The organism is Actinacidiphila acididurans (genome assembly GCF_016918855.1).
GTDB lineage: Bacteria > Actinomycetota > Actinomycetes > Streptomycetales > Streptomycetaceae > Actinacidiphila > Actinacidiphila acididurans.
In genome coordinates this window covers 219,856-246,230 of record NZ_JADKYB010000002.1, presented here as the reverse complement: position 1 = coordinate 246,230, position 26,375 = coordinate 219,856, and the positions used below count along the sequence as shown (strand labels likewise).

The 26,375-nt window shown below is 71.4% G+C and carries 22 protein-coding genes; 5 read left to right on the top strand and 17 right to left on the bottom strand.

From position 1 onward, the window contains the following. Positions 1-85: 85 nt before the first annotated feature. From pyk to pta, 3 genes are all read right to left on the bottom strand, one after another. Complete coding sequence (gene pyk, locus ITX44_RS04190) at positions 86-1,513, bottom strand: pyruvate kinase (protein WP_205355608.1); 1,428 nt, start codon at positions 1,511-1,513, stop codon at positions 86-88. A gap of 111 nt (positions 1,514-1,624) precedes the next feature. After that, positions 1,625-2,773 carry an acetate kinase gene (locus ITX44_RS04185; protein ID WP_205355607.1) on the bottom strand — a complete coding sequence of 383 codons (1,149 nt, stop codon included), beginning with the start codon at positions 2,771-2,773 and terminating at the stop codon, positions 1,625-1,627. Continuing rightward, entirely contained in the window at positions 2,770-4,905 is a 2,136-nt protein-coding gene (pta, locus tag ITX44_RS04180; RefSeq protein ID WP_205355606.1) for a phosphate acetyltransferase, read from the bottom strand. Before pta ends, ITX44_RS04185 begins: the two co-directional genes overlap by 4 nt. Before the next feature lie 513 nt (positions 4,906-5,418). On the opposite strand from pta, the gene ITX44_RS04175 reads away from it, so the two are divergent. From ITX44_RS04175 to ITX44_RS04165, 3 genes are all read left to right on the top strand, one after another. Next, on the top strand, positions 5,419-6,417 hold the full coding sequence (locus tag ITX44_RS04175; protein WP_205355867.1) for a 2-hydroxyacid dehydrogenase: 999 nt from the start codon (positions 5,419-5,421) through the stop codon (positions 6,415-6,417). 142 nt (positions 6,418-6,559) lie between these two features. Then, on the top strand, positions 6,560-7,585 hold the full coding sequence (locus tag ITX44_RS04170; RefSeq protein ID WP_205355605.1) for an ATP-dependent 6-phosphofructokinase: 1,026 nt from the start codon (positions 6,560-6,562) through the stop codon (positions 7,583-7,585). A 158-nt stretch (positions 7,586-7,743) separates the two neighbouring features. Next, the gene (locus tag ITX44_RS04165) at positions 7,744-11,205 is read left to right on the top strand and encodes a phosphodiester glycosidase family protein (protein ID WP_205355604.1); all 3,462 of its coding nucleotides are present in this window, start codon (positions 7,744-7,746) and stop codon (positions 11,203-11,205) included. 102 nt (positions 11,206-11,307) lie between these two features. Here the strand turns inward: ITX44_RS04165 and ITX44_RS04160 are convergent, their stop codons facing one another. The 4 genes from ITX44_RS04160 to ITX44_RS04145 form a co-directional block, all read right to left on the bottom strand. After that, entirely contained in the window at positions 11,308-12,777 is a 1,470-nt protein-coding gene (locus ITX44_RS04160; RefSeq protein WP_205355603.1) for a hydrogenase expression protein HypF, read from the bottom strand. Next, the gene (locus ITX44_RS04155) at positions 12,767-13,360 is read right to left on the bottom strand and encodes a DUF6114 domain-containing protein (protein WP_205355602.1); all 594 of its coding nucleotides are present in this window, start codon (positions 13,358-13,360) and stop codon (positions 12,767-12,769) included. Before ITX44_RS04155 ends, ITX44_RS04160 begins: the two co-directional genes overlap by 11 nt. 96 nt (positions 13,361-13,456) lie before the next feature. Further along, positions 13,457-14,086: a DUF6230 family protein gene (locus ITX44_RS04150; protein ID WP_205355601.1), complete on the bottom strand. Its 630-nt coding sequence runs from the start codon at positions 14,084-14,086 to the stop codon at positions 13,457-13,459. A gap of 755 nt (positions 14,087-14,841) precedes the next feature. Next, a complete protein-coding gene (locus ITX44_RS04145) occupies positions 14,842-15,810 on the bottom strand; it encodes a tetratricopeptide repeat protein (protein ID WP_205355600.1) in 969 nt (322 codons plus the stop codon). A 334-nt stretch (positions 15,811-16,144) separates the two neighbouring features. Between ITX44_RS04145 and ITX44_RS04140 the strand changes: the two genes are divergently transcribed. Continuing rightward, positions 16,145-16,780: a TetR/AcrR family transcriptional regulator gene (locus ITX44_RS04140; RefSeq protein ID WP_205355599.1), complete on the top strand. Its 636-nt coding sequence runs from the start codon at positions 16,145-16,147 to the stop codon at positions 16,778-16,780. Here the strand turns inward: ITX44_RS04140 and ITX44_RS04135 are convergent. The 7 genes from ITX44_RS04135 to ITX44_RS04105 all read right to left on the bottom strand — a co-directional run bounded on the left by ITX44_RS04135 (position 16,777) and on the right by ITX44_RS04105 (position 22,716). Continuing rightward, positions 16,777-16,983, bottom strand: a complete 207-nt coding sequence (locus tag ITX44_RS04135) for a DUF397 domain-containing protein (protein ID WP_372440827.1) — start codon at positions 16,981-16,983, stop codon at positions 16,777-16,779. The genes ITX44_RS04140 and ITX44_RS04135 overlap by 4 nt on opposite strands. Before the next feature lie 116 nt (positions 16,984-17,099). Further along, the gene (icmA, locus tag ITX44_RS04130) at positions 17,100-18,800 is read right to left on the bottom strand and encodes a coenzyme B12-dependent isobutyryl-CoA mutase large subunit (RefSeq protein ID WP_205355598.1); all 1,701 of its coding nucleotides are present in this window, start codon (positions 18,798-18,800) and stop codon (positions 17,100-17,102) included. Positions 18,801-18,905: 105 nt separating this feature from the next. Beyond that, positions 18,906-19,247 carry a DUF3817 domain-containing protein gene (locus ITX44_RS04125; protein ID WP_205355597.1) on the bottom strand — a complete coding sequence of 114 codons (342 nt, stop codon included), beginning with the start codon at positions 19,245-19,247 and terminating at the stop codon, positions 18,906-18,908. Between the two features lie 44 nt (positions 19,248-19,291). Continuing rightward, positions 19,292-19,801, bottom strand: coding sequence for a MarR family winged helix-turn-helix transcriptional regulator (locus ITX44_RS04120; protein WP_205355596.1), 510 nt, complete (start codon positions 19,799-19,801; stop codon positions 19,292-19,294). Between the two features lie 43 nt (positions 19,802-19,844). Further along, complete coding sequence (locus ITX44_RS04115; protein ID WP_205355595.1) at positions 19,845-21,146, bottom strand: L,D-transpeptidase; 1,302 nt, start codon at positions 21,144-21,146, stop codon at positions 19,845-19,847. A gap of 225 nt (positions 21,147-21,371) precedes the next feature. Further along, positions 21,372-21,854 carry a MarR family winged helix-turn-helix transcriptional regulator gene (locus ITX44_RS04110; RefSeq protein ID WP_205355594.1) on the bottom strand — a complete coding sequence of 161 codons (483 nt, stop codon included), beginning with the start codon at positions 21,852-21,854 and terminating at the stop codon, positions 21,372-21,374. Positions 21,855-21,978: 124 nt separating this feature from the next. Beyond that, a complete protein-coding gene (locus tag ITX44_RS04105) occupies positions 21,979-22,716 on the bottom strand; it encodes an AIM24 family protein (protein WP_205355593.1) in 738 nt (245 codons plus the stop codon). 284 nt (positions 22,717-23,000) lie between these two features. On the opposite strand from ITX44_RS04105, the gene ITX44_RS04100 reads away from it, so the two are divergent. Beyond that, a complete protein-coding gene (locus ITX44_RS04100) occupies positions 23,001-24,059 on the top strand; it encodes an RNA-guided endonuclease InsQ/TnpB family protein (RefSeq protein ID WP_205355592.1) in 1,059 nt (352 codons plus the stop codon). A gap of 33 nt (positions 24,060-24,092) precedes the next feature. Here ITX44_RS04100 and ITX44_RS04095 read toward each other — a convergent pair whose 3' ends face one another. Genes ITX44_RS04095 through ITX44_RS04085 form a run of 3 tightly spaced genes read right to left on the bottom strand, consistent with a single transcriptional unit; the run spans position 24,093 to position 26,277 of the window. Beyond that, entirely contained in the window at positions 24,093-24,743 is a 651-nt protein-coding gene (locus ITX44_RS04095; protein WP_205355591.1) for an AIM24 family protein, read from the bottom strand. Further along, on the bottom strand, positions 24,743-25,405 hold the full coding sequence (locus tag ITX44_RS04090) for an AIM24 family protein (RefSeq protein ID WP_205355590.1): 663 nt from the start codon (positions 25,403-25,405) through the stop codon (positions 24,743-24,745). The genes ITX44_RS04095 and ITX44_RS04090 overlap by 1 nt, the downstream gene beginning before the upstream one ends. A gap of 5 nt (positions 25,406-25,410) precedes the next feature. After that, the gene (locus ITX44_RS04085; RefSeq protein ID WP_205355589.1) at positions 25,411-26,277 is read right to left on the bottom strand and encodes a DUF2127 domain-containing protein; all 867 of its coding nucleotides are present in this window, start codon (positions 26,275-26,277) and stop codon (positions 25,411-25,413) included. Positions 26,278-26,375 lie beyond the last annotated feature (98 nt).

The following is a 26,375-nucleotide window of genomic DNA, read 5'->3' as shown; positions in this document are numbered from 1 at the left end:
CGGGCGGAGAGCTCGGCGGGCATGCGCGCGGCCCGCACCCCCGGGATTTCCTGGCAGGGGTACGGGCCGCGCGGGGTTGTGCGGGTCAGGCGGTCATGTCGCCCAGGTGGTGGACGCGGACGAGGTTGGTGGTGCCGGGGACGCCGGGCGGGGAGCCGGCGGTGATGATGACGGTGTCGCCCCGGCCGTACTCGGTGCGGCGCAGCATCTCGCGGTCGACGAGGGCGACCATGGCGTCGGTGGTGTCCACGTGCTCGACCACGAAGGACTCGACGCCCCAGGTGAGGGCGAGCTGGTTGCGGGTGGCCGGGTCGGTGGTGAAGGCCAGGATGGGGGCGGGCACCCGGTAGCGGGCCAGCCGGCGGGCGGTGTCACCGGACTTGGTGAAGGCCACCAGGGTGCGCGCGTCGAGGAAGTCGCCGAGCTCGGCGGCCGCACGGGCCACCGCGCCGCCCTGGGTGCGCGGCTTCTTCTCCTCCGACAGCGGCTGCAGCCCGCGCCGCAGCAGCTCCTCCTCGGCCGCCTCGACGATCCGGGCCATCGTCTTGACCGTCTCCACCGGGTACTTGCCGACGGAGGACTCCGCGGAGAGCATCACCGCGTCGGCGCCGTCCAGGATCGCGTTGGCCACGTCGGAGGCCTCGGCGCGGGTCGGCCGGGAGTTGGTGATCATGGACTCCATCATCTGGGTCGCCACGATCACCGGCTTGGCGTTGCGCCGGCACAGCTCGATCAGCCGCTTCTGCACCACCGGCACCTGCTCCAGCGGGTACTCCACCGCCAGGTCGCCGCGGGCCACCATCACCGCGTCGAACGCCATGACGACGTCCTGCATGTTGCGTACCGCCTGCGGCTTCTCCACCTTGGCGATGACGGGGACCCGGCGGCCCTCCTCGTCCATCACCCGGTGCACGTCGCGCACGTCCTTGGCGTCGCGCACGAAGGACAGCGCCACCATGTCCACGCCCATCCGCAGCGCGAACCGCAGGTCCTCGATGTCCTTCTCGGACAGCGCCGGCACGTTGACCGCCGCGCCGGGCAGGTTGATGCCCTTGTGGTCGGAGATCACGCCGCCCTCGACCACCAGGCAGCGCACCCGCTGGCCGTCCACCTCGATGACCCGCAGCGCCACGTTGCCGTCGTTGATCAGCACCGGGTCGCCGGCCGACACGTCGGCGGGCAGGCCCTTGTACGTCGTCCCGCACATCGTGCGGTCACCGGGCACGTCCTCGGTGGTGATGGTGAACTCGTCGCCGGCCACCAGCTCCACCGGCCCGTCGGCGAACTTGCCGAGGCGGATCTTGGGCCCCTGGAGGTCGGCCAGCACGCCGACCGCCTTGCCCGTCTCGGCCGCGACCTTGCGCACGCGGTTGTAGCGGTCCTCGTGCTCGGTGTGGCTGCCGTGGCTGAAATTCAGGCGGGCCACATTCATGCCGGCTTCGACCAGCGTCTTGAGCTGGTCATACGAGTCGACGGCGGGACCCAGGGTACAGACGATCTTGGCTCGGCGCATGGGCGCTATCCTATCGGTTTGTTCCGCTCCGGAATATTCCAGGGGGCCCGGGCCGCACACGCCGTCGCCCGGTGTCCACCGGGCGGGCGCGGGCCCCGGCCGGCCCGCTGATCAGCGGGCCAGTGCGTACGTGTCCCGGGCGATCTCCAGTTCCTCGTCGGTCGGCACCACCGCGACCGCCACCCGCGATCCGTCCGGCGAGACCAGCCGGGCGGCCGAGGAGCGCACCGCGTTGCGCACCGGGTCGACCACCATGCCCAGCCCCTCCAGGTCGGCCATCGCCGCCGCCCGTACGGCCGCCGAGTTCTCCCCGACGCCCGCGGTGAACGCCACCGCGTCCACCCGGCCGAGCACCGCCGTGAAGGCGCCCACGTACCGGCGCAGCCGGTGCACGTACACCTCGAAGGCGGTCTGCGCCGCCGCGTCGCCCTCGCCCATGCGGCGGCCGATCTCCCGCATGTCGTTGGCGCCGCACAGGCCCAGCAGGCCCGACCTCTTGTTGAGCAGTGTGTCGATTTCGTCGGTGCCCATACCACCAACCCGTTCCAGATGGAAGATGACCGCCGGGTCGACATCACCCGAACGGGTGCCCATCACCAGACCCTCCAACGGGGTCAGCCCCATCGAGGTGTCCACGCACACCCCGCCCCGGACCGCCGACGCCGAGGCTCCGTTGCCCAGGTGCAGCACGATCACGTTGACGTCCGCCGGCTCGCGGCCGAGCAGGGCCGCGGTGGCCCGCGAGACGTACGCGTGCGAGGTGCCGTGGAAACCGTAGCGGCGGATGCCGAACCGGTCGGCCACTTCCGTGTCGATCGCGTAGCGCGCCGCCGCCTCCGGGATGGTGGCGTGGAAGGCGGTGTCGAAGACCGCCACCTGCGGCAGGTCCGGGCGCAGCTCGCGGGCGACCTTGATGCCGGTGACGTTCGCCGGGTTGTGCAGCGGTGCCAGCGGCACCAGGTCCTCGATGCCGGCCAGCACCTCGTCGGTGACCAGGGTGGGCCGGGTGAACCGGGTGCCGCCGTGCACCACCCGGTGGCCCACCGCGGCCAGTTCCGGCGAGTCCAGGCCGAAGCCGCGCTCCTTGAGGTCGGTCGCGGCCCGGCGCAGCGCCTCGGCGTGGTCCCCGGCGCCCCCCTCCTCGCCGATCCGCTCCACGATCCCGGCCGCAAGCCGCCGCTCGGTGGCCATGTCCAGCAACTGGTACTTCACCGACGACGAGCCGGAGTTGAGCACCAGAACCCACGATGCGCCGCTCATGCCGCGCCCCCCTCTGTCCGTTCCTGCCCGTCGCCGCCCGCGTCCGGCCGGTCGCCGTCCCCGCCCTGCGCCTGGATCGCGGTGATCGCGACGGTGTTCACGATGTCCTGCACCAGCGCCCCGCGCGACAGGTCGTTGACCGGCTTGCGCAGCCCCTGGAGCACCGGGCCGACCGCCACCGCGCCCGCCGAGCGCTGCACCGCCTTGTACGTGTTGTTGCCCGTGTTCAGGTCCGGGAAGACCAGCACGGTCGCCCGGCCGGCCACCTCCGAATCGGGCAGCTTGGTGGCCGCGACCGACGGCGAGACCGCCGCGTCGTACTGGATCGGCCCTTCGACCATCAGGTCCGGCCGCCTCTCGCGGACCAGGCCGGTGGCCGCCCGCACCTTGTCCACGTCCGCTCCGGTGCCGGAGGTGCCGGTGGAGTACGACAGCATCGCCACCCGCGGCTCCACCCCGAAGCGGGCCGCGGTGCCGGCCGCCTGCACGGCGATGTCGGCGAGCTGCTCGGCGTCCGGGTCCGGGTTGACCGCGCAGTCCCCGTACACCAGCACCTTGTCGGCCAGGCACATGAAGAACACCGAGGAGACGATGGCCGCCCCCGGCCGGGTCTTGATGATCTCGAAGGCCGGGCGGATGGTCGCCGCCGTGGAGTGCACCGCGCCCGACACCATGCCGTCGGCCAGGCCCTGCTCCACCATCAGCGTGCCGAAGTACGACACGTCGGCCACCACGTCGTACGCCAGCTCGTAGCTGACGCCCCGGTGCGCGCGCAGCCGCGCGTACCGCTCGGCGAACCGCTCACGCAGCGGCGAGGTCTGCGGGTCGATCATCTGCACCGACTCGTGGTCCAGCGAGATGCCCAGGTCGCCGGCCTTCTTGCGGATCGCGTCCGGCTCGCCGAGCAGGGTCAGGTCGCACACCCCGCGGCGCAGCAGCACCTCGGCGGCCCGCAGGATGCGTTCCTCGGTGCCTTCCGGCAGCACGATCCGCCGCCGGTCGGCGCGGGCCCGCTCGATCAGGGCGTGCTCGAACATCATCGGGGTGACCCGCTCGGAGCGGGCCACCGACAGCCGCCCGGTCAGCTCGGCGGTGTCCACATGGGTCTCGAACACCCCGAGCGCGGTCTCGGCCTTGCGCGGGGTGCCCGCGCCCAGCTTGCCGTCCAGGGTGAACAGCTCGGTGGCGGTCGGGAAGGTCAGGGTGGGCACCGCCAGCACCGGGGTGCCCGGGGCCAGCCGCGCGGCCAGCGCCAGCACGTGCGGCGGCGGCTTCTCGTCCAGGGTGAGCAGCACACCGGCGATCGGCGGGGCGCCGGCCGAGTGCGCCGCCATGGCGCCCACGATCAGGTCCGCCCGGTCGCCCGGCGTCACCACCACGCATCCCGGTGTCAGGGCCGGCAGGAAGGTGGGCAGCATCGCGCCGCCGATCACGAAGTCCAGCGCGTCCCGGGCCAGCCCGGCCTCGTCGCCGAGCAGGACCCGCGCGCCGAGCGTGTCCACGATCTGCGAAACCGTCGGCGCGGACAGCGTGGGCTCCTCGGGCAGCACGTACACCGGTACGTCCAGGGTGGCGCGCAGCGCTCCGGCCGCCTCCGCCGCCACCCCCTGGCCCACCCGGTTGGCGACCATGGCGATCACGTCGCAGCCCAGGTTGGTGTACGCGTGGTGGGCGTTGCGGACCTCGGCGACCACCGACTCCGCGCTCTGGTCCCGGCCGCCGATCACCGCCACGACCGAGGCGCCGCACTCGTTGGCCAGCCGGGCGTTCACCCCGAGCTCGGCCGGCAGGTTGGTACCGGCGAAGTCCGAGCCGAGGATCAGCACGGTCTCGTAGTCCCGCGCCACCCGCAGGTAGCCCTCGACCAGCCGCGCGGTCAGCGCCTCCTGGCCCTGCTCGGCCTGGAGCGCGGCGGCCTCCTCGTACCCCATGCCGTAGACCGTGGCCGGGTCCTGGACGAGCCGGTAGCGGGACCGCAGCAGCTCGACCATGCGGTCGGGGGTGTCGTGCACCAGCGGGCGGTAGACCCCGACCCGGTCCACCTGCCGGGTCAGCAGCTCCATCACCCCCAGCTCCACCACTTGGCGGCCGTCGCCGCGGGCGACCCCCGTGACATAGACGCTGCGCGTCACCCCTGTGCTCCCTGCTGATCGTTTCTGATTCAGTGCGGTTCGGCGTGCCGCCCGCCGCCTCACGCGGAGTGCGGGCACACGCACGTCCGACGCTAACCCGCGCCGCCGGGCGCTGCTCCTCGGGGCTCCCCACCGCGCGGGCGGTTCGCCGGGAGTAGTCAGGGGCGCGGGGAACTGCGCGAGCAACCACTGACGGCTGGGGGCACCTCCCAGGCCGAAGGCTCTGGGGGAGGTCCGGACACGACAGCAATTGCCCCTTCGGACCGGTGGCGACCCGCGCCACGGTGGGGGTACCTCCCAGGCCGAAGGCTCTGGGGGAGGGCTTGTCGCGCTGGGGGCACCCCCGGACGGAGTCTGGGGGACCCCGCGCCCCTTGGTTTTCCCGGCGAACCGCAGCGCGCATGATCCCCGCGCCCCTGCGGGGCACTCCCGGCGAGCCGCAGCGCGGTGCAGGGCGCGGAGAATAGGGTGAGCGAAAGGAGAGAAGCGTGCGGCGATGAGGAGGGCGGTGCGGTGGAGATCCTGGCGACCGGAGTGCAGCGCGACGAGCGCCCGCGGCTCGCCGCGGCCTTCGCCGGGCGGCACGACGTACGCTCCCTGGAGACCCCGCTGAACGCCGACACCCTGCCGCTGGCGGCCGGCTACGAGGCGGTGTGCACCAGCGCCGAGGCGGTGCTGGACGCCCCGGTCCTGGAGGGGCTGGTACGCGGCGGCACCCGCTTCGTCACCCAGCGCTCGACCGGCTTCGGCAACATCGACCTGGACCACGCGGAGCGGCTCGGCCTGACCGTGGCCCGGGTGACCGGCTACTCGCCGTACGCCGTGGCCGAGTTCGCCTGGACGCTGGCCACGGCGCTGAACCGGCGGATCGTACGGGCCGCCGGCCGCACCCGCGACTTCGACTTCCGGCTGGACGGCCTGCTCGGCCGGGACTTCCGCGGCCGCACCGCCGGGGTGATCGGCACCGGCCGGATCGGCACCGCCTTCGCGCGCATCGCCCAGGGCTTCGGGATGCGCCTGCTGGGCTGGGACATCACGCCGAACGCCGAGTGCGCGGAACTCGGCATGGAGTACGTGGAGCTGGACCGGCTGCTGCGCGAGGCGGACCTGGTGAGCCTGCACGTGCCGCTGATGCCCTCCACCCACCACCTGCTGGGCGCGCGCCGGCTGGCCGGGATGAAGGACGGCGCGATCCTGGTCAACACCAGCCGAGGCGCGCTGATCGACTCCGCCGCGCTGGACGGCGCCCTGCGCGAGGGCCGGCTGTCCGGGGTGGGCCTGGACGTGTACGAGGAGGAGACCGGGATCTTCTTCCCCGACCGGTCGCTGGAGGTGATGACGGACGAGACCCTGGCGCGGCTGATGACGTACCCGAATGTGCTGGTCACCTCGCACCAGGCGTATTTCACCGAGGAAGCGGTCGACGAGATCATCGCCACCACCGTCCGCAATGTGGACGATTATCTCGCCGGGCGGATCACGGAGTGCACTCTGGTGCCGAGGTCGCCGTGAGTGCGCGGGACCGCGGAGCACCGGCCACCGGGCCGGGCCGCGCGGAGTCCGGGCACGCGGGCCGTGTGCCCGCCGGCTGCCTGACCGTGGAGGGATGTCGGGCCCCCCGACCGGGCCCGGGAATAGTGGAGAGCGATTTCTGATGCGTATCGGAGTCCTCACCGCGGGCGGTGACTGCCCCGGCCTGAACGCCGTCATCCGGTCCGTCACGCACCGGGCGCTGGCCGCCCACGGCGACGAGGTCATCGGCTTCGAGGACGGGTTCCGCGGCCTGCTGGAGGGCCGCTACCGGTCGCTGGACCTGGACTCGGTCAGCGGCATCCTGGCCCGCGGCGGCACCATCCTCGGCTCGGCCCGGCTGGAGCGGGCCCGGCTGCGCGAGGCGGCCGACAACGCGGGCGAACTGCGCGCCGAGTACGGCCTGGACGTGCTCATCCCGATCGGCGGCGAGGGCACGCTGACCGCCGCCCGGATGCTGTCCGACGCCGGGATGCCGGTGGTGGGCGTGCCCAAGACCATCGACAATGACATCAACGGCACCGACCGCACCTTCGGCTTCGACACCGCCGTCACCGTGGCGACCGAGGCGATCGACCGGCTGAAGACCACCGCCGAGTCGCACCAGCGGGTGATGGTGGTCGAGGTGATGGGCCGGCATGCCGGCTGGATCGCGCTGGAGGCCGGCATGGCCGGCGGCGCCCACGGCATCTGCGTGCCCGAGCGGCCCTTCGACCCGGCCGACCTGGTGTCGATGATCGAGGAGCGGTTCAACCGGGGCAAGCGGTTCGCGGTGATCTGCGTGGCCGAGGGCGCGCACCCGGCCAAGGGCACGATGGAATACGGCGTCGGCGAGATCGACAAGTTCGGTCACGAGCGGTTCACCGGGATCGGCGCCACCCTCGCCCGCGAGCTGGAGGCCCGGCTCGGCAAGGAGGCCCGCCCGGTGATCCTCGGCCACGTGCAGCGCGGCGGCGTCCCCACCGCGTACGACCGCGTGCTGGCCGGCCGCTTCGGCTGGCACGCGGTGGAGGCGGCCCACAAGGGCGTCTTCGGCCACATGACCGCCCTGCACGGCACGCGCGTCACCATGGTCCCACTGGCCGACGCGATCACCCACCTCAAGACCGTCCCGGAGGACCGGATGCAGGAGGCGGAATCCGTCTTCTGACGGTTCCGTCACCGCCGGTCGCGCAGTCGTACCTGTTCATCTGCCCGCCTCGACTACTTCGTTGTAGTCACCACGTACCGTCGACCCGGCCCTGTTTGGCTGCAGTGGGCGTCGCCACGCACCGCGTGGCGACACAAAACGACTGCAGAGGCAGGAGCATGCGAAAGAGCAGAGCCGGAGCCGCAGCGCGCCCGGCGTACAACAGAACAACCCGCCGGGGCTGGCGCAGCCTCGGCATCGGCGTGCTGACGGCCGCGGCCGCCGGCACGATGTTCGGCGGACCCGTCCTGGCCCACGCGGACACCGGCGACCAGCCCTCCGCCACCCAGAGCTGGCTGCCGACGACCCCGGACCTGTGGCCGACGGTCGTCGACCAGTCCAGGACGCCGTCGATCCCGATCACCTCCGGGGTCACCGAGCACAGCGAGACCTACGACACCGTGGCCGGCCGGCAGCACGCCCAAGTGCTGCACGCCGATCTGACGAACTCCAACGTCCGCCTCGGCACCGTGGAGGCGCACGACAAGCTGACCGACCCGCCGGCCGAGGCCATCAGCTCGATGGCGGACCGGACCGGCGCGGTCGCCGGTGTCAACGGCGACTTCTTCGCGATCAACTCGACCAACCGGCCCTCCGGCATGGTCGTCACCGACGGCAAGCTGATCAAGAGCCCCAACTCCGGCTGGACCTCCGACATGTGGGTCCGCCAGGACGGCACGGTCGGCATCGGCACCGAGACCTACGCCGGCACCGTCACGGACGGCTCGGCGAGCCACGCGATCAAGTCGGTGAACACGCTGGACGACCTGTCGTCCAACAGCCTGGTGCGGGTCACCCCGGACCTCGGCGCCGGCGGCACCATCCCGTCCTCCACGGTGGTCACCGGCAAGGTCGGCACAGGCGGCTTCGTGGTCGACTCGGTCGCCACCGGCGTGAAGTCGCTGGGCGCCCTGCCCGACGGCACCGAGGCGCTGGTCGGCGCGAAGGCGTCGGCGACCTGGCTGAACACCAATGTGCACGTCGGTGACACGCTGGCCGTCTCCGAGAAGCTCTCCCCCGACGACGGCGTGCGGACCGCGATCTCCGGCGGCGCCCTCCTGGTGCAGGACGGCAAGATGTCCGTACCGCTCCAGGCCGGCGGCGAGAACAACGTGGACTACCCGGTGACGGGCCTCGGCGTCTCCAAGGACGGCAAGCACGTCATCATCGCGACCTTCGACGGCCGGCTCACCGAGGGCGTCGCGGAGGGCCTGACCCGACCGGAGTTCGCCCAGTGGATGATGAAGCAGGGCGCGTACAACGCGATCCTGTTCGACACCGGCGGCTCCACCGAGATGGTCGCCCGCAAGCCCGGTGACGCGCACGTCTCGGTCATGAACACCCCGTCCGACGGGGCCGAGCGCCCGGTCGCCAACGGCATCTTCGTCTACAGCACGGCGCCGGCGCCCACCGAGGCGACCAACGTCGTGATCAACGACGGCACGCCGGTCACCACCGTGCCCGGCGCGACGATCGCGGTGCCGGTGTACGCCACCGACGCCCTGCAGAACCCGTCCGACAGCACCGTTGACGTCCAGGTCCAGCCCAGTTCGCTGGCCACCTGGTCCAACGGCGAGCTCACCGTGACCGGCACCGGCGAGGGCACGATCACCGCGACCAGCGCAGGCGCCACCACCAGCCAGCCGCTGGAGGTCGCCAAGAAGCTGACCTCGCTGTCCGTCTCGCCGGACGCCCCCGACCTGCCCAACGGGCACACCCAGCAGCTGACCCTGAAGGGCACCGCGGACGGCGCCTCCGGGACCGCCGCGCAGGTGCCGGCCGAAGCCGCGCAGTGGTCGGTCAGCGACCCGAGCCTCGGCTCGGTCGACGCGCACGGCCTGTTCACCGCCGACAGCGACAACGGCGGCCTGGAGAAGGTCACGGCCACCGTCGGCGGGGCCGGCGCCACCTCCACGATCGCGGTCGGCGAAGTGGCGAGCACCGTAGACCCGATGGACGACGTGGCCGACTGGAGCCTGCGCAACACCACCGGTCAGCCCGCCACGCTCGCCAACTCCCCCGGCGACGTACCGCCCGGCTCCACCGCCCCGGGCTCCATGGCGCTGACCTACACGATGCCGGCGGGCTCCGGCGTCCGGCAACTGGTGCTGTCGCCGAAGAACACGCTCACGGTCGGCCCCGACGCGGAGGGCGTCGACCCGGCCCGGATCGGCATCTGGGTCAAGGGCGACGCCAAGGGACTGTGGTTCGCGGAGTCCTACGTGGACATCGCCGGCACCACGACCACGCTGTACCCGACGTACGTCACCTTCAACGGCTGGCAGCTCGTGGCCGCGGACATTCCGCCGGGGCTCAGCTTCCCGCTGCACATCGGCTTCGTGGACTTCCTGGCGCTCAACACGACCTCCACCTACGCCGGTACGGTCAAGGTGGGCGGCCTGGAGGCGCTGTACTCGCCGCGGCCGGTGGTCGCGCCGACCTACACCGCCGTGCCGCAGAACCCGTCCTGGCTGTCCTACGAGGAGAACGCGGCGAACTTCTCGTCCCAGGGCGACACCATGCTGCTCGGCGACGACGCGCACATGGTCGCCTCGGACCCCGGCTCCGCCTCCAGCAAGGTGCTGGACGCCGCCAAGGCGCGGATTCCGTCGCTGCCGGCGCAGGCCCGGCCCGACCAGGTGCAGATGCTCGGTGACATGCCCGACGACGGAGCACCCGCTGACCTGGCGTACGCGAAGCAGAAGATCTCGGAGTTCGGCGTGCCCTACCACGACGTGGTCGGCAACCACGAGATCAGCCAGGGGGCGCTGCCGGAGAACGGCAACTTTGCCGCCGCCTTCGGCGACACGCACTATTCCTACACGGCTGGTGCCGCCGACGTGATCGTCACCGACAACGCGCACGGCGGCCTGCTGTCCTCCGACGCCTACCAGGTGCCGGCCCGGTCGCAGTACCCGTGGCTGGTGGACCAGCTCACCAACGCGCAGTCCAAGGCGGTCTTCGTGGTCACCCACATGCCCGCCTACGACCCGCACCCGGCGGCCAACAGCCAGTTCGGCGACCGGTGGGAGGCGCAGATGTACCTGCGCATCGTCCAGAAGTACCAGGCGTCGCACCCGGACAAGCACGTCATCATGCTCTACGGGCACGCGCGCGGCTTCGCCGAGCAGATCCTCGACCCGCAGGGGAACAACGTGCCGGCGAAGGCCGGCGGGGTGCCCCAGTTCACCGTGGCCGACCTGGGCATGCCCGCGTACGCCACCTCCGACAAGGGCGGCTTCGAGCACTTCGGCCTGTTCCACGTCAGCCCGAGCGGGGACATCCAGTTCTCGGTGGAGGGCGTCTTCACCTCGATCGGGGTGACCGCGCCGCAGCCGGGCCTCACAGTGGGCGGGCACGAGACGCTGACCGCGACCGGTACGCAGATCGCCGGGGACAACTTCACCCCGCCGACGGTGCCGATCGCCGACCCGGTCTCGCACGTGTGGTCCAGCAGCGACCCGAGGGTCGCCTCGGTGGACGCCGTCACCGGTGAGGTGACCGCGAACCGGCCCGGCACGGCGGACATCACCGTCACGGCGGGCGGCGTGACCGGCAAGGTGACGCTCACCGTCGGGTAACACCTGAGCCGGACGGCCGGAACGCCGCGCGGCCCGTACCCCCGTCGGAAATCCTCGGGGTGCGGGCCGCGCGGCGATGGGGGTAGGGGCGGTGCGGGTGGGTCAGGGCTGGTTCGGCACGACGTGCATGCCGGGGACGAACAGGTCACCGCCGAACTGCCCGGCCTGAATGACCGTGACATCGGTGAAGAACAGCTCCGGCAGGGTCAGCGGCGGCGGCGCCTTCGGGGTGAAGGTGATCGGGATCAGGCCCAGCAGGTTGCCGCTGAGGGACTCGGTGTACATGGTCACCGTGCCGTTGGTGATGGTGGACGTGGACCCGGCCCGGGCCTGGACCCAGGTGTGCGAGCCGCGGGGGCCGTTGACGATCTGCCAGAGGTCGTCGATGTCCACGCCGGTGGCGGTGAACTTCAGCACCTCCTTGAACTGCCCGCTCCAGGTCTGCACCCGTCTGATCCCGTCGTACTGGAGCCCGTGCAGCGAGAGCTTGGAACTCTTCAGCGTCCACGGGTCGTCCGGCAGCAGCGGGATCCCGCCCTCCACCGGCGCGTCGGCGAACGCCTTCGCGTCGTAGGTGGGGCACGGGTAGGACTGCGGGCCCTGTGAGGCCGCTGTGGCGCCCGTGGAGCCCGCCTTGGACTCATGGGACCCCGTGGCCCCCGTGAGGTCCTTCACGGTCCGTGTGACGGCGCCCGCGGCCCCCTTCCCGGCGTCCTCCACCGTACGGCCGACCGAGGACGTCCCGGCGGACGAACCCGACGACGAACCGGACGCCGAACCCGTCGACGAGCCCGACGAACCCGAGCCGCCTGACGAGGGCTTGCCCGGCGCCTGCGGAGCCGGGCTCGTGCTCGGCGCGCTCGCGGTGGGCGAGGGCGACGGCTTGGGCGTCTGCGTGGCGGTCGGCGAGGGCGACGGCGTCGGGCTGGTCTTGCCGGTGCCCAGCAGGCCGCCGAGCAGGTGGCCCAGGCCCAGCGGGTCCTGCGGGTCGACGGACGACCCGGACGAACCCGACGACCCGGAACCACCGGAGCCGGCCGAACCGGAGGCCGGCGTGCTCGGCGTCGGGCTCGCGCTCGGCTGCGGCTTGGCCGTGTCCGTGCCGGACGGCAGCAGGCTCGTGACCGGGCTGCCGCCCTTCGTCCCCGGCGCCTGCGCGGACGGCGACGGGCTCGCCGACGGCGTGGGCTTCGTACCACCGGAACCGGCCGTACCGGAACCGGTGTCGCCCGGCGCGGACTTGTCCTTCGCCGCGCCCGTGCCCTTGTCCCCCTTCGCAGCGGACCCCGCCGCGGACGGCTTGGCGGCCGTGTGCGCGGAGTTGTCCGTCTGGGAGACGCAGGGTCCTGCCTTGAACGTGTCCTTGGGCATCTCGTCCGCCTGGGCGAAGTGCGGCGTGAAGCCCATGCCCATCAGCACTGCGGTGGGCATGGCCGCGAGCGCCACCGCCTTCCCGGCGGGGACGTGCAGCCTGGTCAGCATCGACTTGCGGGGGGCCGCGTGACGCGGACCGGAGGTCGCCCTGTTGCGGGCCCCGTCGCTCTCGGCCGGCTGAGCCTGGTCACCCAGCACGGTGCCTCCCGTTCTTCTCGGTGGTCTCTTCCTCGGGCAGCGCTCCCGCGAGCACCGGCGCCGGGTACGCGTCCCCGCCCTGCACCGGCACGACGGGCCCGGCGGGCACCTCGTGCCGGACCGGGAGGTCGCCGGACTCCGGCAGGTCGCCGGGCAGTTCGGCCGTCCCGCCGGGGGCGTCGGTCGCCGGGCTGCCCGGCGACCACGCGACCGCCAGCGCCCCGCCGAACAGCGCGAACAGGAAACCCAGCAGGAAACCGCCGAAGTTGGAGATCACGAGGGAGACCAGCGCGAGCAGGATCGAGGCCACGCCCGCGAAGATCCGTACCTGGCTCTGGAACCACATGGTCAGGCCGAGGACGAAGAGCAGGACACCGATGATCAGCGAACCGGAACCCGCCGTCGTGGCCATCCGGATGGTCAACTGGCCGAGCGTGAGGTTCGCATACGGGAAGTACACGATGGGCAGCCCGCCCAGGAGGGTCCACAGACCCGCCCAGAACGGGCGCTGCCACCGCCAGTGGCGGAAGGCGAGACGGACGCGGTGGATCCGGGCACGCAGTCCTGTCGACTCGGCGCTCATGGAAAACAGCTCCCTGGGACTGGCTTTGCGATAAGTCAGGGGGGTCTCGGGCGAGCCGCATCCCGCGCGGCTCGCCCGTGACCACTCAGGCGGTGCTCAGTAGCACTCGACCCCGGGCCCGGAGCCCTTGTGCAGACGCAGGCTCACGCCGGACAGCTTGAAGGTGCCGGCGCTCGTCGCCCAGGCAGTCTGCTTGACGTCGGTCAAGTAGGCCTCCTTCGCCTCCTGCGCGAAGTTGCCCGGGTAGTTGTCCTTCACGGACGGCTCGACACCGGGGCCGTCGCTGAGAGCGCCGGTGGCGACACCGATGTTGATGTCGGTGAACGTGGCGTCGGCGTCGAGCTGGTCCAGGTCGATGTACAGGTTGTGGGCCTTGACCACCTTGCCGTCGTTGCCGGCGGTCAGCTTCACCGTGACATCGCCGATGAACGGCGCGGGGACGACGACCGACTGGCACATGCCGGTGATGTCGGCGTCGGTGAACGCCGACACGACCACGGGAACGGGACCCTTCCCGCTCGGCGCGTCGACGCTGCCGTACTGCTCGAACCCGTACCCGTGGAGTGTCTTGGCGGTGACCTTGAACTGCTGCCCGGAAACGCTGAACGACGCGGCGAGCGCGCCCTGCGCCAGCGCCACGCCGATAGCGGCCGTGGCCGCGACACTCGGCACCATGACCACGGCGAACCGCTTCCATCTGGTACCGCCACGAACGTGGGACTCCATACTTCCTCCTTCTCGGACGTACATCTCCGGCCCGGAATGAGGTCCCGGCCTGGGATGGGAGAAGTGCTACGTCCTCGGGAAGGAGAGCGCCGGGGATCGGTGGCCCGTACCGTCCCACGTCCCACAAGGAGAGGGCGGACGGCGCCGTCCGGATCATCGGCGATCACCCCCGAGCGACAACCACTGGCCACGCTCGCGCGCAACCTGCGGGACAGGCTCCGCACAGCTGCCGTCCGGGGACGGGTCCATGACGGGTCCACGGGTGGTGACCGGCGACGGAGACCCCCCTGTCCCGGAGCCGCGGGCTCGCACCGCGCACTCCCACTCGGCGGGGACCCGTGACCGCGGCACCGGCTGGCTGCCGGGCAGTGGCTACGGACCGAGCTTGGCCGATCGTGGTCCATTCGGGCGCGGCGCACAAGGGGGTTCATTACCAGCGAGTAACGCAAGCGTGTCGCTCGCATGATCATCACAGGGGGTAGCCTCACCCTGCGTCACGAGGCACGGCGTCGCAAAAACCGGCATCAGGTGGCATGACCCACCAAATCAGGACACTGTTCTTACCCGAAGTAACGGCGACCGCGCTTTATCACGGTTTGATAAAGTGCGGTCGCCGTGTCGTCAAATCGCTCTACGGCGGGCAACGCAGAGTGGACGAGACCCCCTGCTCACCTCGGAGTGGGGGCGTCCAGCGATCGACGCTGAGTGATCAAACCTTCGAGCGTGCTCTGTCCGGAACCAGCGCCCGGAACCGGTCAGAACAGCACCCGGGCGAGCGCGGCGCGCGCGGCCGTCACCCTGGGGTCGTCCGGCCCGATCACCTCGAACAGGTCCAGCAGCCGCAGCCGGGCGGTGTCCCGGTCGTCGCCGAAGGTGCGGCGCACGGTGTCCACCAGCCGGGAGAAGGCGTCCTCGACATGACCGCCCACCAGATCGAGGTCCGCGGCGGCGAGTTGGGCCTGGACGTCGGTGGGCCGCTCGGCCGCGGCGGCGCGCACCGCGGCGGGGTCGGCGCCCTGCACCCGGTTCAGCAGTTCGGCCTGGGCCAGGCCCAGCTTGGCCTCGATGTTGGCGGGTTCGTCGGCCAGCACGTTCTTGTACGCCTGGATCGCGCCGCCCAGGTCACCGGCGTCCAGCGCGTCGTGGCCGGCGGACAGCGCCAGCTCCTGCGCGGTGGGCAGCCGCGGCGGCTCCGGCTCGGCCTCGGGCACGGCCTGCGCGTCGACCTCCGGGCCGACGATGCCGAACCGCTGCTCGGCGACCGCGATGAGCTGGTCGAGCACCTCGGCGATCTGCGGCTCGGGCGCGGCGCCCTGGAAGAGTGGCATGGCCTGGCCGGCCAGCACCGCGAAGACCGCGGGCACGCCCTGCACACCGAACTGCTGGAAGAGGAGCTGGTTGGCGTAGACATCGGCGGTGGCGAGCACGAACCGGCCGCGGTACTGCCCGGCCAGGCGCGTGAGCACCGTGTTGAGCTGCTTGCTCTGCTCGGCCTGGTCGGCCCAGAAGCTGATGACGACGGGTACCTCGGCCGAGCGCTGCAGGACGTCGCTCTCGAAGGTCTCCTCGGTCACCTCGATGACGAGCGGGGAGGCGGGCGCCGCACCGGCGTCGCCACTCTGTCGCTGCGCCCTGGCCTGTTCGGCCTTGGCCTTGGCCTCGCTGGCCGCCTTCACCGCGGCGAGGTCGACCACGCCGCTCATGGACATGTTCCTAGGCTGCATGAGGCCAATCCTCCCCCCTTGTGAGGCAAACCGTGCACTGAGCCGGGAACCCCGCCGGATCGCGGGGCCCACAGCGCACGTCTGCGGCCGGTGGTGCGGTTGATCTCGTGCTGCCGAGGTGCTGGTGCGGTGGTGCTGAGCGGTGCTCAACGGTGGTGCTGCGGCACGGATCCCCATCCGTGCCCGTGGTTGTCGTCGCGGTGCGCGGCGGGTAAGGACCGCCACGGGTTTCGCTACGAGCCGTAGCGTAACTGGCCGGTAGCTTCATTCGCGCGCCCGTTCGATGTGATTCGGATCACTCGCCTGGCTCGTTACCGGCCGGTATGGTCCGGCTATGCGCCCCTCCCCCCCACCTGTCCCGCACCATAAACGGACCGGACGCCCCAGGAGTGCCGACGCGGACCGGGCAATTCTGGAGGCGACCCGCGAAGCACTGGTCGAGCTGGGCTTCGGCGGGCTCACCCTCGGCGACGTGGCGGCCCGGGCCGGGGTGGCCAAGACCACCCTCTACCGGCGCTGGCCGGGCAAGAACGAGCTGGTCGTGGACGCGGTGGCGGCGCTGTTCGAGGAACGTCTGGAACTGCCCGACCTCGGCAGCCTGCGGGCCGACATCCAGGGCGTCGTGCTTCGCTTCGCCGAGCTGCTGAACATGCCCGAGACCCGGACCGCGCTGATGGCGGTGGTGGCCGAGGCCACCTCCGACGAGCCGCTGCGCCGCCGGATCCGCGACGCGATCGTCGACCGGCAAAAACACCTGGTGCTGCTCGGCCGCATGCGCGCCCAGGAACGCGGCGAGCTGCCGCCCGACGACGGCACCGAGGACCCCGGCCGGGACGACATGATCTTCGACGTGGTGGCCGGCTCGGTGGTGCACCGGGTGATGGTCAGCTCCGAACCGGTGGACGAGGAGTGGGCGGACCGCCTCGCCCTGCTCCTCGTCGCCGGCATCGGCGGCCTGCACGCCGCCTAGGCGCCCTCCGCCCAGGCGCCCTGTTCCACCACTCTGTCGTCCATGAAGCTGTCGTCGTCCACGAAGTGGTCGAACTCCCCCGCTTTGACGCCTTTCACGAACGCCTCCCACTTGGCGGGGGTGGTCACGGCCACCACGTCCGGTTCGTCTGTCTCACGGATGTAGATCATCCCGTCGTCGCCGACGGTCGCTTCGAGGGACACGAAGTTCACTCCCTGGGGGGCCGGTTGGGTTCGTACGAGAGTACGTAAACCCCACCGCGGTCCCGGAGCCGCGACCGGCGGGAACCGGCCGCGGCCCGACAGGACCGGCACATCGGTCAGAACCGGGCGGGTTCCGCGTACACACCCCACTGCTGCCGCAACGCGTCGCAGATCTCGCCGAGCGTGGCCTCGGCGCGCACCGCGGCCAGCATCGGCTCGATCATGTTGCCGCCGTCGCGGGCGGCGGCCAGCATGCCGTCCAGCGCGGCCCGTACGCCGGCGTCGTCGCGGGCGGCCCGGCGCTCCCCGAGCGTGCGCACCTGCTCCCGCTCCACCTCGTGGCTGACCCGCAGGATCTCCAGGTCGCCGGTGACCGAGCCGGTGTGCCGGTTGACGCCGACCACCGCCTTCTCGCCCTTCTCCAGCGCGGTCTGATAGCGGAACGCGGACTCGGCGATCTCCTGGGTGAAGAAGCCGTCCTCGATGCCGCGCAGAATGCCCGAGGTCATCGGGCCGATCGGGTGCTCCCCGCTCGGCACCGCCCGCGCGCCCAGTTCCTTGATCCGGTCGAAGATCTTCTCCGCGTCCGCCTCGATCCGGTCGGTCAGCGCCTCCACGTACCAGGAACCGCCCAGCGGATCGGCGACGTTGGCGACGCCGGTCTCCTCCATCAGTACCTGCTGGGTGCGCAGCGCGACCTCGGCGGCCTGCTCGCTGGGCAGCGCCAGCGTCTCGTCGAGCGCGTTGGTGTGCAGCGAGTTGGTGCCGCCGAGCACCGCCGACAGCGCCTCCACCGCGGTGCGCACCACGTTGTTGTACGGCTGCTGGGCGGTCAGCGACACCCCAGCGGTCTGGGTGTGGAAGCGCAGCCACTGCGCCTTGTCGGTGGTGGCGCCGTACACGTCGCGCATCCAGCGGGCCCAGATCCGGCGGGCCGCGCGGAACTTGGCGATCTCCTCGAAGAAATCGAGGTGCGCGTCGAAGAAGAAGGACAGGCCCGGGGCGAAGGTCTCGACGTCCAGGCCGCGGGACAGCCCCAGTTCCACGTACCCGAAACCGTCCGCCAGGGTGTACGCGAGCTCCTGCGCGGCCGTCGCGCCCGCCTCGCGGATGTGGTAACCGGAGACCGACAGCGGTTTGTACGCGGGGATGCGCGCCACGCAGTACTCCATCAGGTCACCGATCAGCCGCAGATGCGGGCCGGGCTCGAACAGCCACTCCTTCTGGGCGATGTACTCCTTGAAGATGTCGGTCTGCAGCGTGCCGTTGAGCACGCCGGGGTCCACGCCCTGGCGCTCGGCGGCGACCAGGTACATGCAGAAGACCGGCACGGCCGGCCCGGAGATGGTCATGGAGGTGGTGACGTCGCCGAGCGGGATGTCCCGGAACAGGACCTCCATGTCGGCGGCGGAGTCGATCGCGACCCCGCAGTGGCCGACCTCGCCCAGCGAACGCGGGTCGTCGGAGTCGCGGCCCATCAACGTGGGCATGTCGAAGGCGACGGACAGTCCGCCGCCGCCGGCCTTGAGGATCTTCTGGTAGCGGTCATTGGTCTGCTCGGCGTTGCCGAACCCCGCGAACTGCCGGATGGTCCAGGTACGGCCCCGGTAGCCGGTCGGGTACAGCCCCCTGGTGAAGGGGTATTCGCCGGGCCAGCCGATTCGCTCGAACCCGGGCAGGTCGGTGCCGGGCGGTGGCCCGTACACCGGCGCGACGGGATCGCCCGAGAGGGTGGTGAAGTCGGCGTGCCGCTTGGTGGCGGCGTCATACCGGGCCTGCCAGCGCTGGCGGCCCTGCTCAATGCCGTGGGCGTCCATACCTTCAAATTTACTAGGACGTCCAAGTAAATGTCGATGCGAAGCGGCTCACCGGGTGAGTGAGCCGGGTCTCAGAGCCGCGACGGACTCAGAGCCTCGGAGGTCTCAGACCTTGACCGGCTCCGCGGAGTCGGCGGTGATCACCTTGGGGGCGAGCTCACGGTGGACGCGGCGCTCCACGAAGAACGCGGCCGTGGGGACGGTACCCGCGAGGAGCACCCAGGCCATCTTGCCGATCGGCCACTTCGCCTTGGAGCACATGTCGAAGGCGAAAACCAGGTAGACGACATAGAGCCAGCCGTGGGCGAAGCCGACGGCGGTGGTGAAGGTGCCCGCGCCATTGATGTCGAGCACGTACTTGGCGATGACGCCGAGGGTGAGCGCGATCAGCAGCACACCCGTCACGTAGGCCATCACCCGGTAGCGGGTCAGCACGCTGGATTTCATGGCAAGCAGCCTAACCGGTGCCGTTTCGTCCCCCGGAGCCGCCCTCAGCCCTCGTCGAAGTCCCCCGCCGCTATCCGCAGCGGCCGCAGCAGGGCGAAGATCTCGCCGCATTCCTCGGCGTCGTAGGCGCCCAGGCCGAAGTCCATGGCGATCAGGTCGCGGGTGGCGGCCTCGACGATTTCGCGGCCCTTGTCGGTGATGGAGGCGAGGGTGCCGCGGCCGTCGTTGGGGTTGGGGCGCTTGGCGACCAGGCCCGCGGTGACCAGGCGGTCGACGGTGTTGGTCACCGAGGTGGGGTGGACCATCAGCCGCTCGCCGATCTTGGACATGGGCAGTTCGCCGGCCTGGGAGAAGGTGAGCAGCACCAGTGCCTCGTAGCGCGCGAAGGTGAGTCCGTACGGCCGGACGATCGCGTCCACCTGGCCGAGCAGGATCTGCTGCGCCCGCATGATCGAGGTGATGGCGGCCATCGAGGGCACCTCCCCCCAGTGCCTGGTCCACAGCTCGTCGGCGCGGGCGATCGGATCGAAGGGCAGGCTCAGCGGCTTGGACACGCCCCCGAGCCTACCCGCCGGTCACATACCGGTCGAAGCTGTCTCACCGATCGAGCGCGCTGCGGGCGTGCCACTGTGCCGTGGACAGGTTCCAGTCGCCGTAGCCGTTGCCCGGGTCGACGGTGCCGCGGTTCGAACCGGTGCTGATCACGAGGTCGCCGCGTTTGGCCCGGTCGAAGAACCATTTGGCGTCGGCGGTGTTCATGCCGATGCAGCCGTGGCTCTTGTTCTCCTTGCCGATGAAGGCCGCGTTCCAGGGCGCCGCGTGGGTGTACGTGCCGGAGGTGGTGATGTTGACGGCCCAGTGCACGTCCTTGTCGTAGAAGTCGGCGGAGTCCTTGGCGGTCGCGATGTTGACGGAGGACGAGGTCATGCGGACGGTGGACTGCTTGCTGATCACCACCATCGTGCCGTCCCAGGTGGGGAAGCGGGCCTGGCCGGCGGAGACGGGGAAGACCTTGACGGTGCGGCCGTTCTCGGTGACGCGCATGCGGTGGGCGCGCAGGTCCACGTAGGAGATGCGGGACGGGCCGATGGAGAAGGTGTCGTGGACGTCGCGGCGCAGGTAGCGGCCGCCGCCGGTGTCGATGCCGGACAGCTTCGCGGTCAGTGTGACCTTGGTGCCGGGCTTCCAGTACGCGTCCGGGCGCCAGTCCACTCGGTCGTAGCCGGTCTGGGTGGTCACCCAGCCCCAGCTTCCGGGGGTGGCGGGGGTGGTGGTGACGGACAGCGCCCGTTGGACGGCGGCCTTGTCGGCGACGGGTTTGTCGAACTGGAGGGAGATCGGCAGGCCGACGCCGACCACGGCGTTGTTGAGCGGGGTCGGGGTGACGCCGTTGATCCGGCCGGCGGTGATCGTGTGGAAGGTGCTGGTGGTACGGGTCTGCCGGCCGGCGCTGTCGGCGGCGGTGGCCGTGACGGTGTAGGCGGTGCCGGGCGTCATGGTGCGGTTCGAGGTCCAGCTCGTGCGGGCCGCGTCGAGGGCGCCGGTGACCTCGATGGGGTGAACGCCGTCGGTGGCGTCGCCGACGGGGGTCACGGTGACCGTACGCAGAGTGCCGCCGGTGACGGCGACCTTGACCGGGGCGCCGGGGCTGACGCCGCTGGTGCCGGCGGCCGGGGTCACCGCGACCTTGGCCGAGGAGCCGGTGGTCTGGGTGCTCTTGCCGTTCCGGGAGTCGGCGCCCGCCGAGCCGCCGCTGCCGGTGCACGCGGTCGTGATCGTCGCCAGCGCGAGCAGCAGCGCAGGGAGGGCGAGCGCGCGCGGCCGCGGCGGGCGGCGGAGGCGGGGACGACGGGGAAGGCGAGGAAGGCGGTGAGGACGGGAAAGCGGTATGCGGTCCACGGGAGTCAGATCCTTGTCAGCAGCGGTTCGATCGGGTCGTGCCGGTTGCCGATCTCGGCCGGCCCGCCGTCCGTGGCGGCAGGCGTGCATCGGAGGCGGACCGCCGGGGCCGACGGTTCCGCCTCCGTTCGCCGGGGTACTCGTTGCCGCGCCGGGCGGTTCCAAACCGCGGGCGGTCTCCGTGGGGTGGCGTGAAGGGGGGTGGGGGGCGTGGAGAAGTGCGGCTCAGCGGCCGCGTTCGCTGCGCAGGTGGGCCACGACGGGCTGCAGGGCCTCGCGGTAGGAGGTGAGGGCCTCGGCGCTGATCAGGTCGATGAAGTGGGCGCGGACGGAGGCGACGTGCTGGGGGGCGACCTTGCGCATGGTGTCCCAGCCGTGGTCGGTGAGCACGGCGAACAGCCCGCGGCGGTCGGTGTCGCAGTTCTCCCGGCGCACCAGGCCGACGGCCTCCATGCGCGTGATCTGGTGGGACAGACGGCTCTTGGACTGCAGGGTGGACTTGGCGAGGTCGCTCATCCGCATCCGGTGGTCCTCGGCCTCGGAGAGGTTGACCAGGATCTCGTAGTCGTTGTTGGTCAGGCCGAAGGGTTGCAGGTCCCGTTCGAGCTGGTACATCAGTAGCCGGCTGACTTCGAGGTGGATGCGCCAGGCCCGCTGCTCCTCGTCGGTGAGCCAGTGGGTGACGGCGTCCGCGGTCTCGGTCTCCATGGGTGAATTCTACCGTCAGTTGAACGACGGATGATCGTAAGGGTGATCGGGTGGTCACTGGGGGTGCCCCCGCCTCCGCTGGACCGCGCGCGAAGTCCCCGGGCCGACCCTCGTGGAGCGTCGGTCAGGCTCCGCCCGCGCCGGGTACGCCGGGGCCGGCGCTCGCGGGTACGCCGCCGGTGGGGGCCGGGTCGAGCAGCACCTCGGTGGACTGGAGCAGCACTTGTCCGGCGCCGGTGAACTCGAACTGGTGCTCCTCGCCGGACGCTCCGCCAATGCCAGTGGCCCGGCGCAGGCCGCCGATCACGCCGCGCAGGTAGGCGTGGTCGTAGTGGTGGGCGGGCGAGGGGCAGTCGGCCCAGCCGATCAGGGCCTGCGGGTCGACCCGGACCGGCGGCTCCACGAAGTGGACCTGTCCGTTGGAGGCGGCGACGAACCGGCCGGTGCCGATGAGGGTGAGGAAGCCGGGGACCACGGACTGCTTGAGGGCCAGGCCCGGTTCGAAGGCCAGCAGGTTGCCGGAGCGGATGGTCAGGTTGCCGTTGTCCAGGTCGTAGGAGTCCACGTGGTGGGCGCGGTCGGCGAGCAGCATGGCGCCCTTGCCCTGGGCGACCACCCAGTCCGCGGCGTGCAGCGGGGAGTGGAAGCTCGCGGCGATCAGGTGGTCCAGCGGGCCGTGCCCGATGGCGTGGAAGTCGACCCGCCCGTAGTAGGCGATCATCTTCCCCTTCTGCAGGAACCACTGGCCCTCGAGCTGGACGCTGAAGGTATACGGGTTGACGTTGTCGCCGGCCGGCAGGGTGTAGGGGTCGTACACCACGGGACCGCCGGGGGCGTGCGCGGGCGGGGGCGGGTAGGTCACCGGGTTCCTCCGGGGATGCCTGGGCCTTCGGGCGGGGGAGGGATCGGACTGCCATGGAGCGAGGCGGGGGAAGCGGGTTTGCCGTCAGGGCGACGCGGTGTTGATTGGGCTGTCGGCGCGTTCGGCCTCCGGGCGGTGGACGATCTCGGAGTGGAGGGACCGGCGGGCTTTGCGGGCCTGTGCGAGGCTCCGGGTGTGAACGTCGGCCGGGATGCGGAGCGTGATGCGCTCCTCATCTTCTGTGTACCTATCGTATTTGACTGGTGACACTGCGCTGGTGTCGCATGACGGCCGTGACCACACCAACGCAGCGAAATGGGGAGGATTCCGGGCGTGCCCGGTACACCTGCCGGCTGCGTGTGTCGTCGACTGCGCGCTCTGGGCTGGAAGCCGAGTGGTCGCGGTGCCGGTGGATCTGGAACGAGTGCGCGGCCCGTTCGAAAAAGGCCTATGCCGACGGCGAGGAGTGCGGCCCCGCGGCGCTGGACAGGATGCTGACGCAGGCCCGTGCCCATACTCCGTGGCTGGCAGACGGTTCCTCGGTGCCGCAACAGCAGATCATCCGTGACTTCGGCAAAGCCCGCGCGAAGGCGCTCAAGGACATCAGGGACCGGCTGCCGGTGCGGCGTCGGGCCGGGATGCCGAAGCCGAAGAAGAAGCGGGAGGCGCCGCCCACACTCAACTACACCCAGCGCGGGTTCGGCCTCAGGGACGGGCGCCTGCACCTGGCGGGCGGAATCGTCGTGACCGTGGTGTGGTCGCGGTCCCTGCCCGCCGATCCGTCCTCGGTGCGTGTGTACCGCGACAGCCTCGGCCACTGGTACGCCTCGTTCGTCGTCCCCGCACAGACCCAACCCCTGCCCGTCACGGGCAGGGTGCTCGGCGTCGACTGGGGCGTGAAGGAGACAGCCACCACCACCTCCGATGACCACGACCTGCCCCACGCCGAGCACGGCCGCAAGGCCGCCCAGCGACTTGCCCACGACACGGTTGCGGTGGAGGACTTCCGCCCGAAGTTCCTCGCCCACTCCACGATGGCACGCAAGGCAGCCGACGCCGGCATTGCCGCCACGAAGACGGCCCTGATCGAGATGGGCCGCAAGCACGGGCGGGACATCCGCCTCGTCAACCCCGCGCACACCACCATGGACTGCGCATCGTGCGGAGCGAGAACCAAGCACGCACTTCCTCTTTCCGAACGTACTTACACCTGCACTCGTTGCGGAGCCGTGTTCCCCAGGGACAAGAACTCCGCCCGCGTGATGCTCCTCCGGGCTGGTCTGAACCCGGCTGGTGTCGAGGGCGCAAGACCTGTGGGAGCGCCGCTCCCGCAGGCAGCCTGAGCCACAAATCCCCTCCCTCAGGGAAGGGAGCAGTCAAAGCTTCTCCTCCGACGCCTGGACGTAGACCGTGCCCTGGCCGGACAGTTCGAGTTGGAAGGCCTCGCCGGAGCCGCGGCCGACCAGTTCGCGCCAGCCGATGGCGGTGGACAGCCGGCTGCGCAGGTCGCCGCGGTGGGCGGCGTACGCCTGCGGGTCGACGTGCACCGTGCGGCCGGGGACGACGGGGAGTTCGACGACGCCGCCGTGGGCGAGGAAGGCCACCGAGCCGTGGCCGGCCAGGGTGGTGGTGAACAGGCCCTGGCCGGTGGCCTGGCCGCGCAGGACGCCCATCACGCCGCCCTGGGAGCCCATGAACATGGTGCCCTGGCGCAGCGATCCGTCGAAGGCCAGCAGCCGGTCGGCCTCGACGTAGAGGGTGTCGCCGGTCAGGTCCACGGTGTGCACGTGGTGGCCGCCGTGCCCGAACAGCACGGTGCCCTCGCCCTCGGAGGTCATCAGCGGGGCGGCCTCGCCGGCCAGGCGGCGGCCGATCATGGAGCCGAGGCCGCCCTGGCCGCCGGTGATGCTGGGGGTGAAGGAGACCCGGCCGCGGTAGGCGAGCATGGCGCCGCGCTGGCTGAACACCCGCTGCCCGGAGGTGATCCGGGCCTCGACCATGGTGGGGTTGATCCGGGTGAACGGCATCAGACCTGTCCCCCGATCTCCCCCTGGCTCCGCCGGGGGTGCCCCCAGCGCTCGCTGGGCTGGACGTAGACCAGGCCGTCGCCCTCGAAGCGGAGTTGGACGCTCTCGCCGGAGCCCTCCCCCATCAGGGTGCGCCAGGAGGCGCCGGACTGGAACTGCTGGTTCAGCCGGCCGGTGTGCGCCACGTAGGCGCCCGGGTCGACGACGAGCGGGGTGGCGGGGGTCACGCGCAGGACGACGGCCGGGCCCTCGGAGAGGATCGCGGCCTGGCCGGTGCCCTCGACGGTGGTGGTGAACAGGCCGTTGCCCTGGGCGGCGCCGCGCAGGCCGGTGAAGGCGGTGGCGGTGCGCAGCGCGGCGTCGGTGGCCAGCAGGTTGCTTGCCTCGACCCACAGTTTCTCCCCGGTCAGCCGGACCAGGTTGATCTCGGTGGCGCGGTCGGCGAAATAGCAGGTGCCGGTGCCGCGGACCTCCATGACGGCCATGGCCTCGCCGGTGATCCGCCGGGTGACCATGCCGCGCAGCCCTTCGCCGCCGCCGGTGAGTTTCTTGAACGACATCTCGCCCTCGTAGGCGATCATCGCGCCGTTCTTTGCTTTGACGGCGTCGCCCGCCAGGTCGACGGCCAGGACCCGGGAGCCGTGCAGCCGGAAGCCCGACACGGCGGTCAGCGGGGCTCGGTGCCGGCCGGCGCGGAGCGGCGGCGGACCGGCAGGGGCTGCTTGGCCGGGGGCTCGGCGGGGCTGCCGGGCCCGTCGGGGTCCGGGCCGCCGGGGACTTCGCCCGCGGCCTGCTCGACCTCCAGCAGGGAGGCGCTGCGCCGCTCGGCCTCGAAGGCCGCCGCGCCACCGCGCAGCCCGAACAGCCGCTTGGTGAGCAGGATGTAGAGGACGGCCAGCGCGTTGAGCACCAGGGTGCCGATCTTGAAGTAGCTGACCTTGTCGGTGAGTTCGTAGACCTCCAGCGGCAGGAAGGCCGCGGTCGCCACCACCGTCAGGTATTCCGCCCAGCGCTTGGCCCACCACAGGCCGAAGCCCTCGACGATCTCGATCAGCGCGTAGCCGACCATGAGGCCGGCCACGGTGTGCAGGGTGGACTTCTTGTAGTCGAAGCTCTTGCGGATGGTCTCCACGACCGGCGAGTGGTCCAGGTCGTAGTGGAAGTGGGAGGCGAACGGCTTGAGGGCGGTCAGGTCGCTCTCGAAGAGCCGGCGCACCGCGTCCTGGGAGTTGCTGAACTTCCACACCGCCCAGGCGGCGACCAGGATGAGCAGGCCGCGCAGCAGCCGTTCGACGGCCAGGAAGCGCAGGATGAGCAGGTCGCGCAGGGCCTTGCCACGCGGCACCAGGGGGGCGTGGTCGGCGGGGCCGGAGCCGTGCGGCTCGCCGACGGCGAAGTCGCCGCAGCGCAGGCAGCGCCACACGGTGCCCACGGCGGTCTCGGCGTGCAGCCGCTCCCGCAGTCCGGGCTCGTCGGGCGCGTAGGTGATGTGTCCCTTGCGCGCGCACGTCCGGCGGTTCCAGTCGATGCTCATCCGGTTCCCCGTGGTGGTGATCAGTGGTGATCGGTTGGTGCCGTAAGGGACGACGCTACCGGCCGGGGCCCGGTTGCCACCCCCGGGCGGGAGCATCG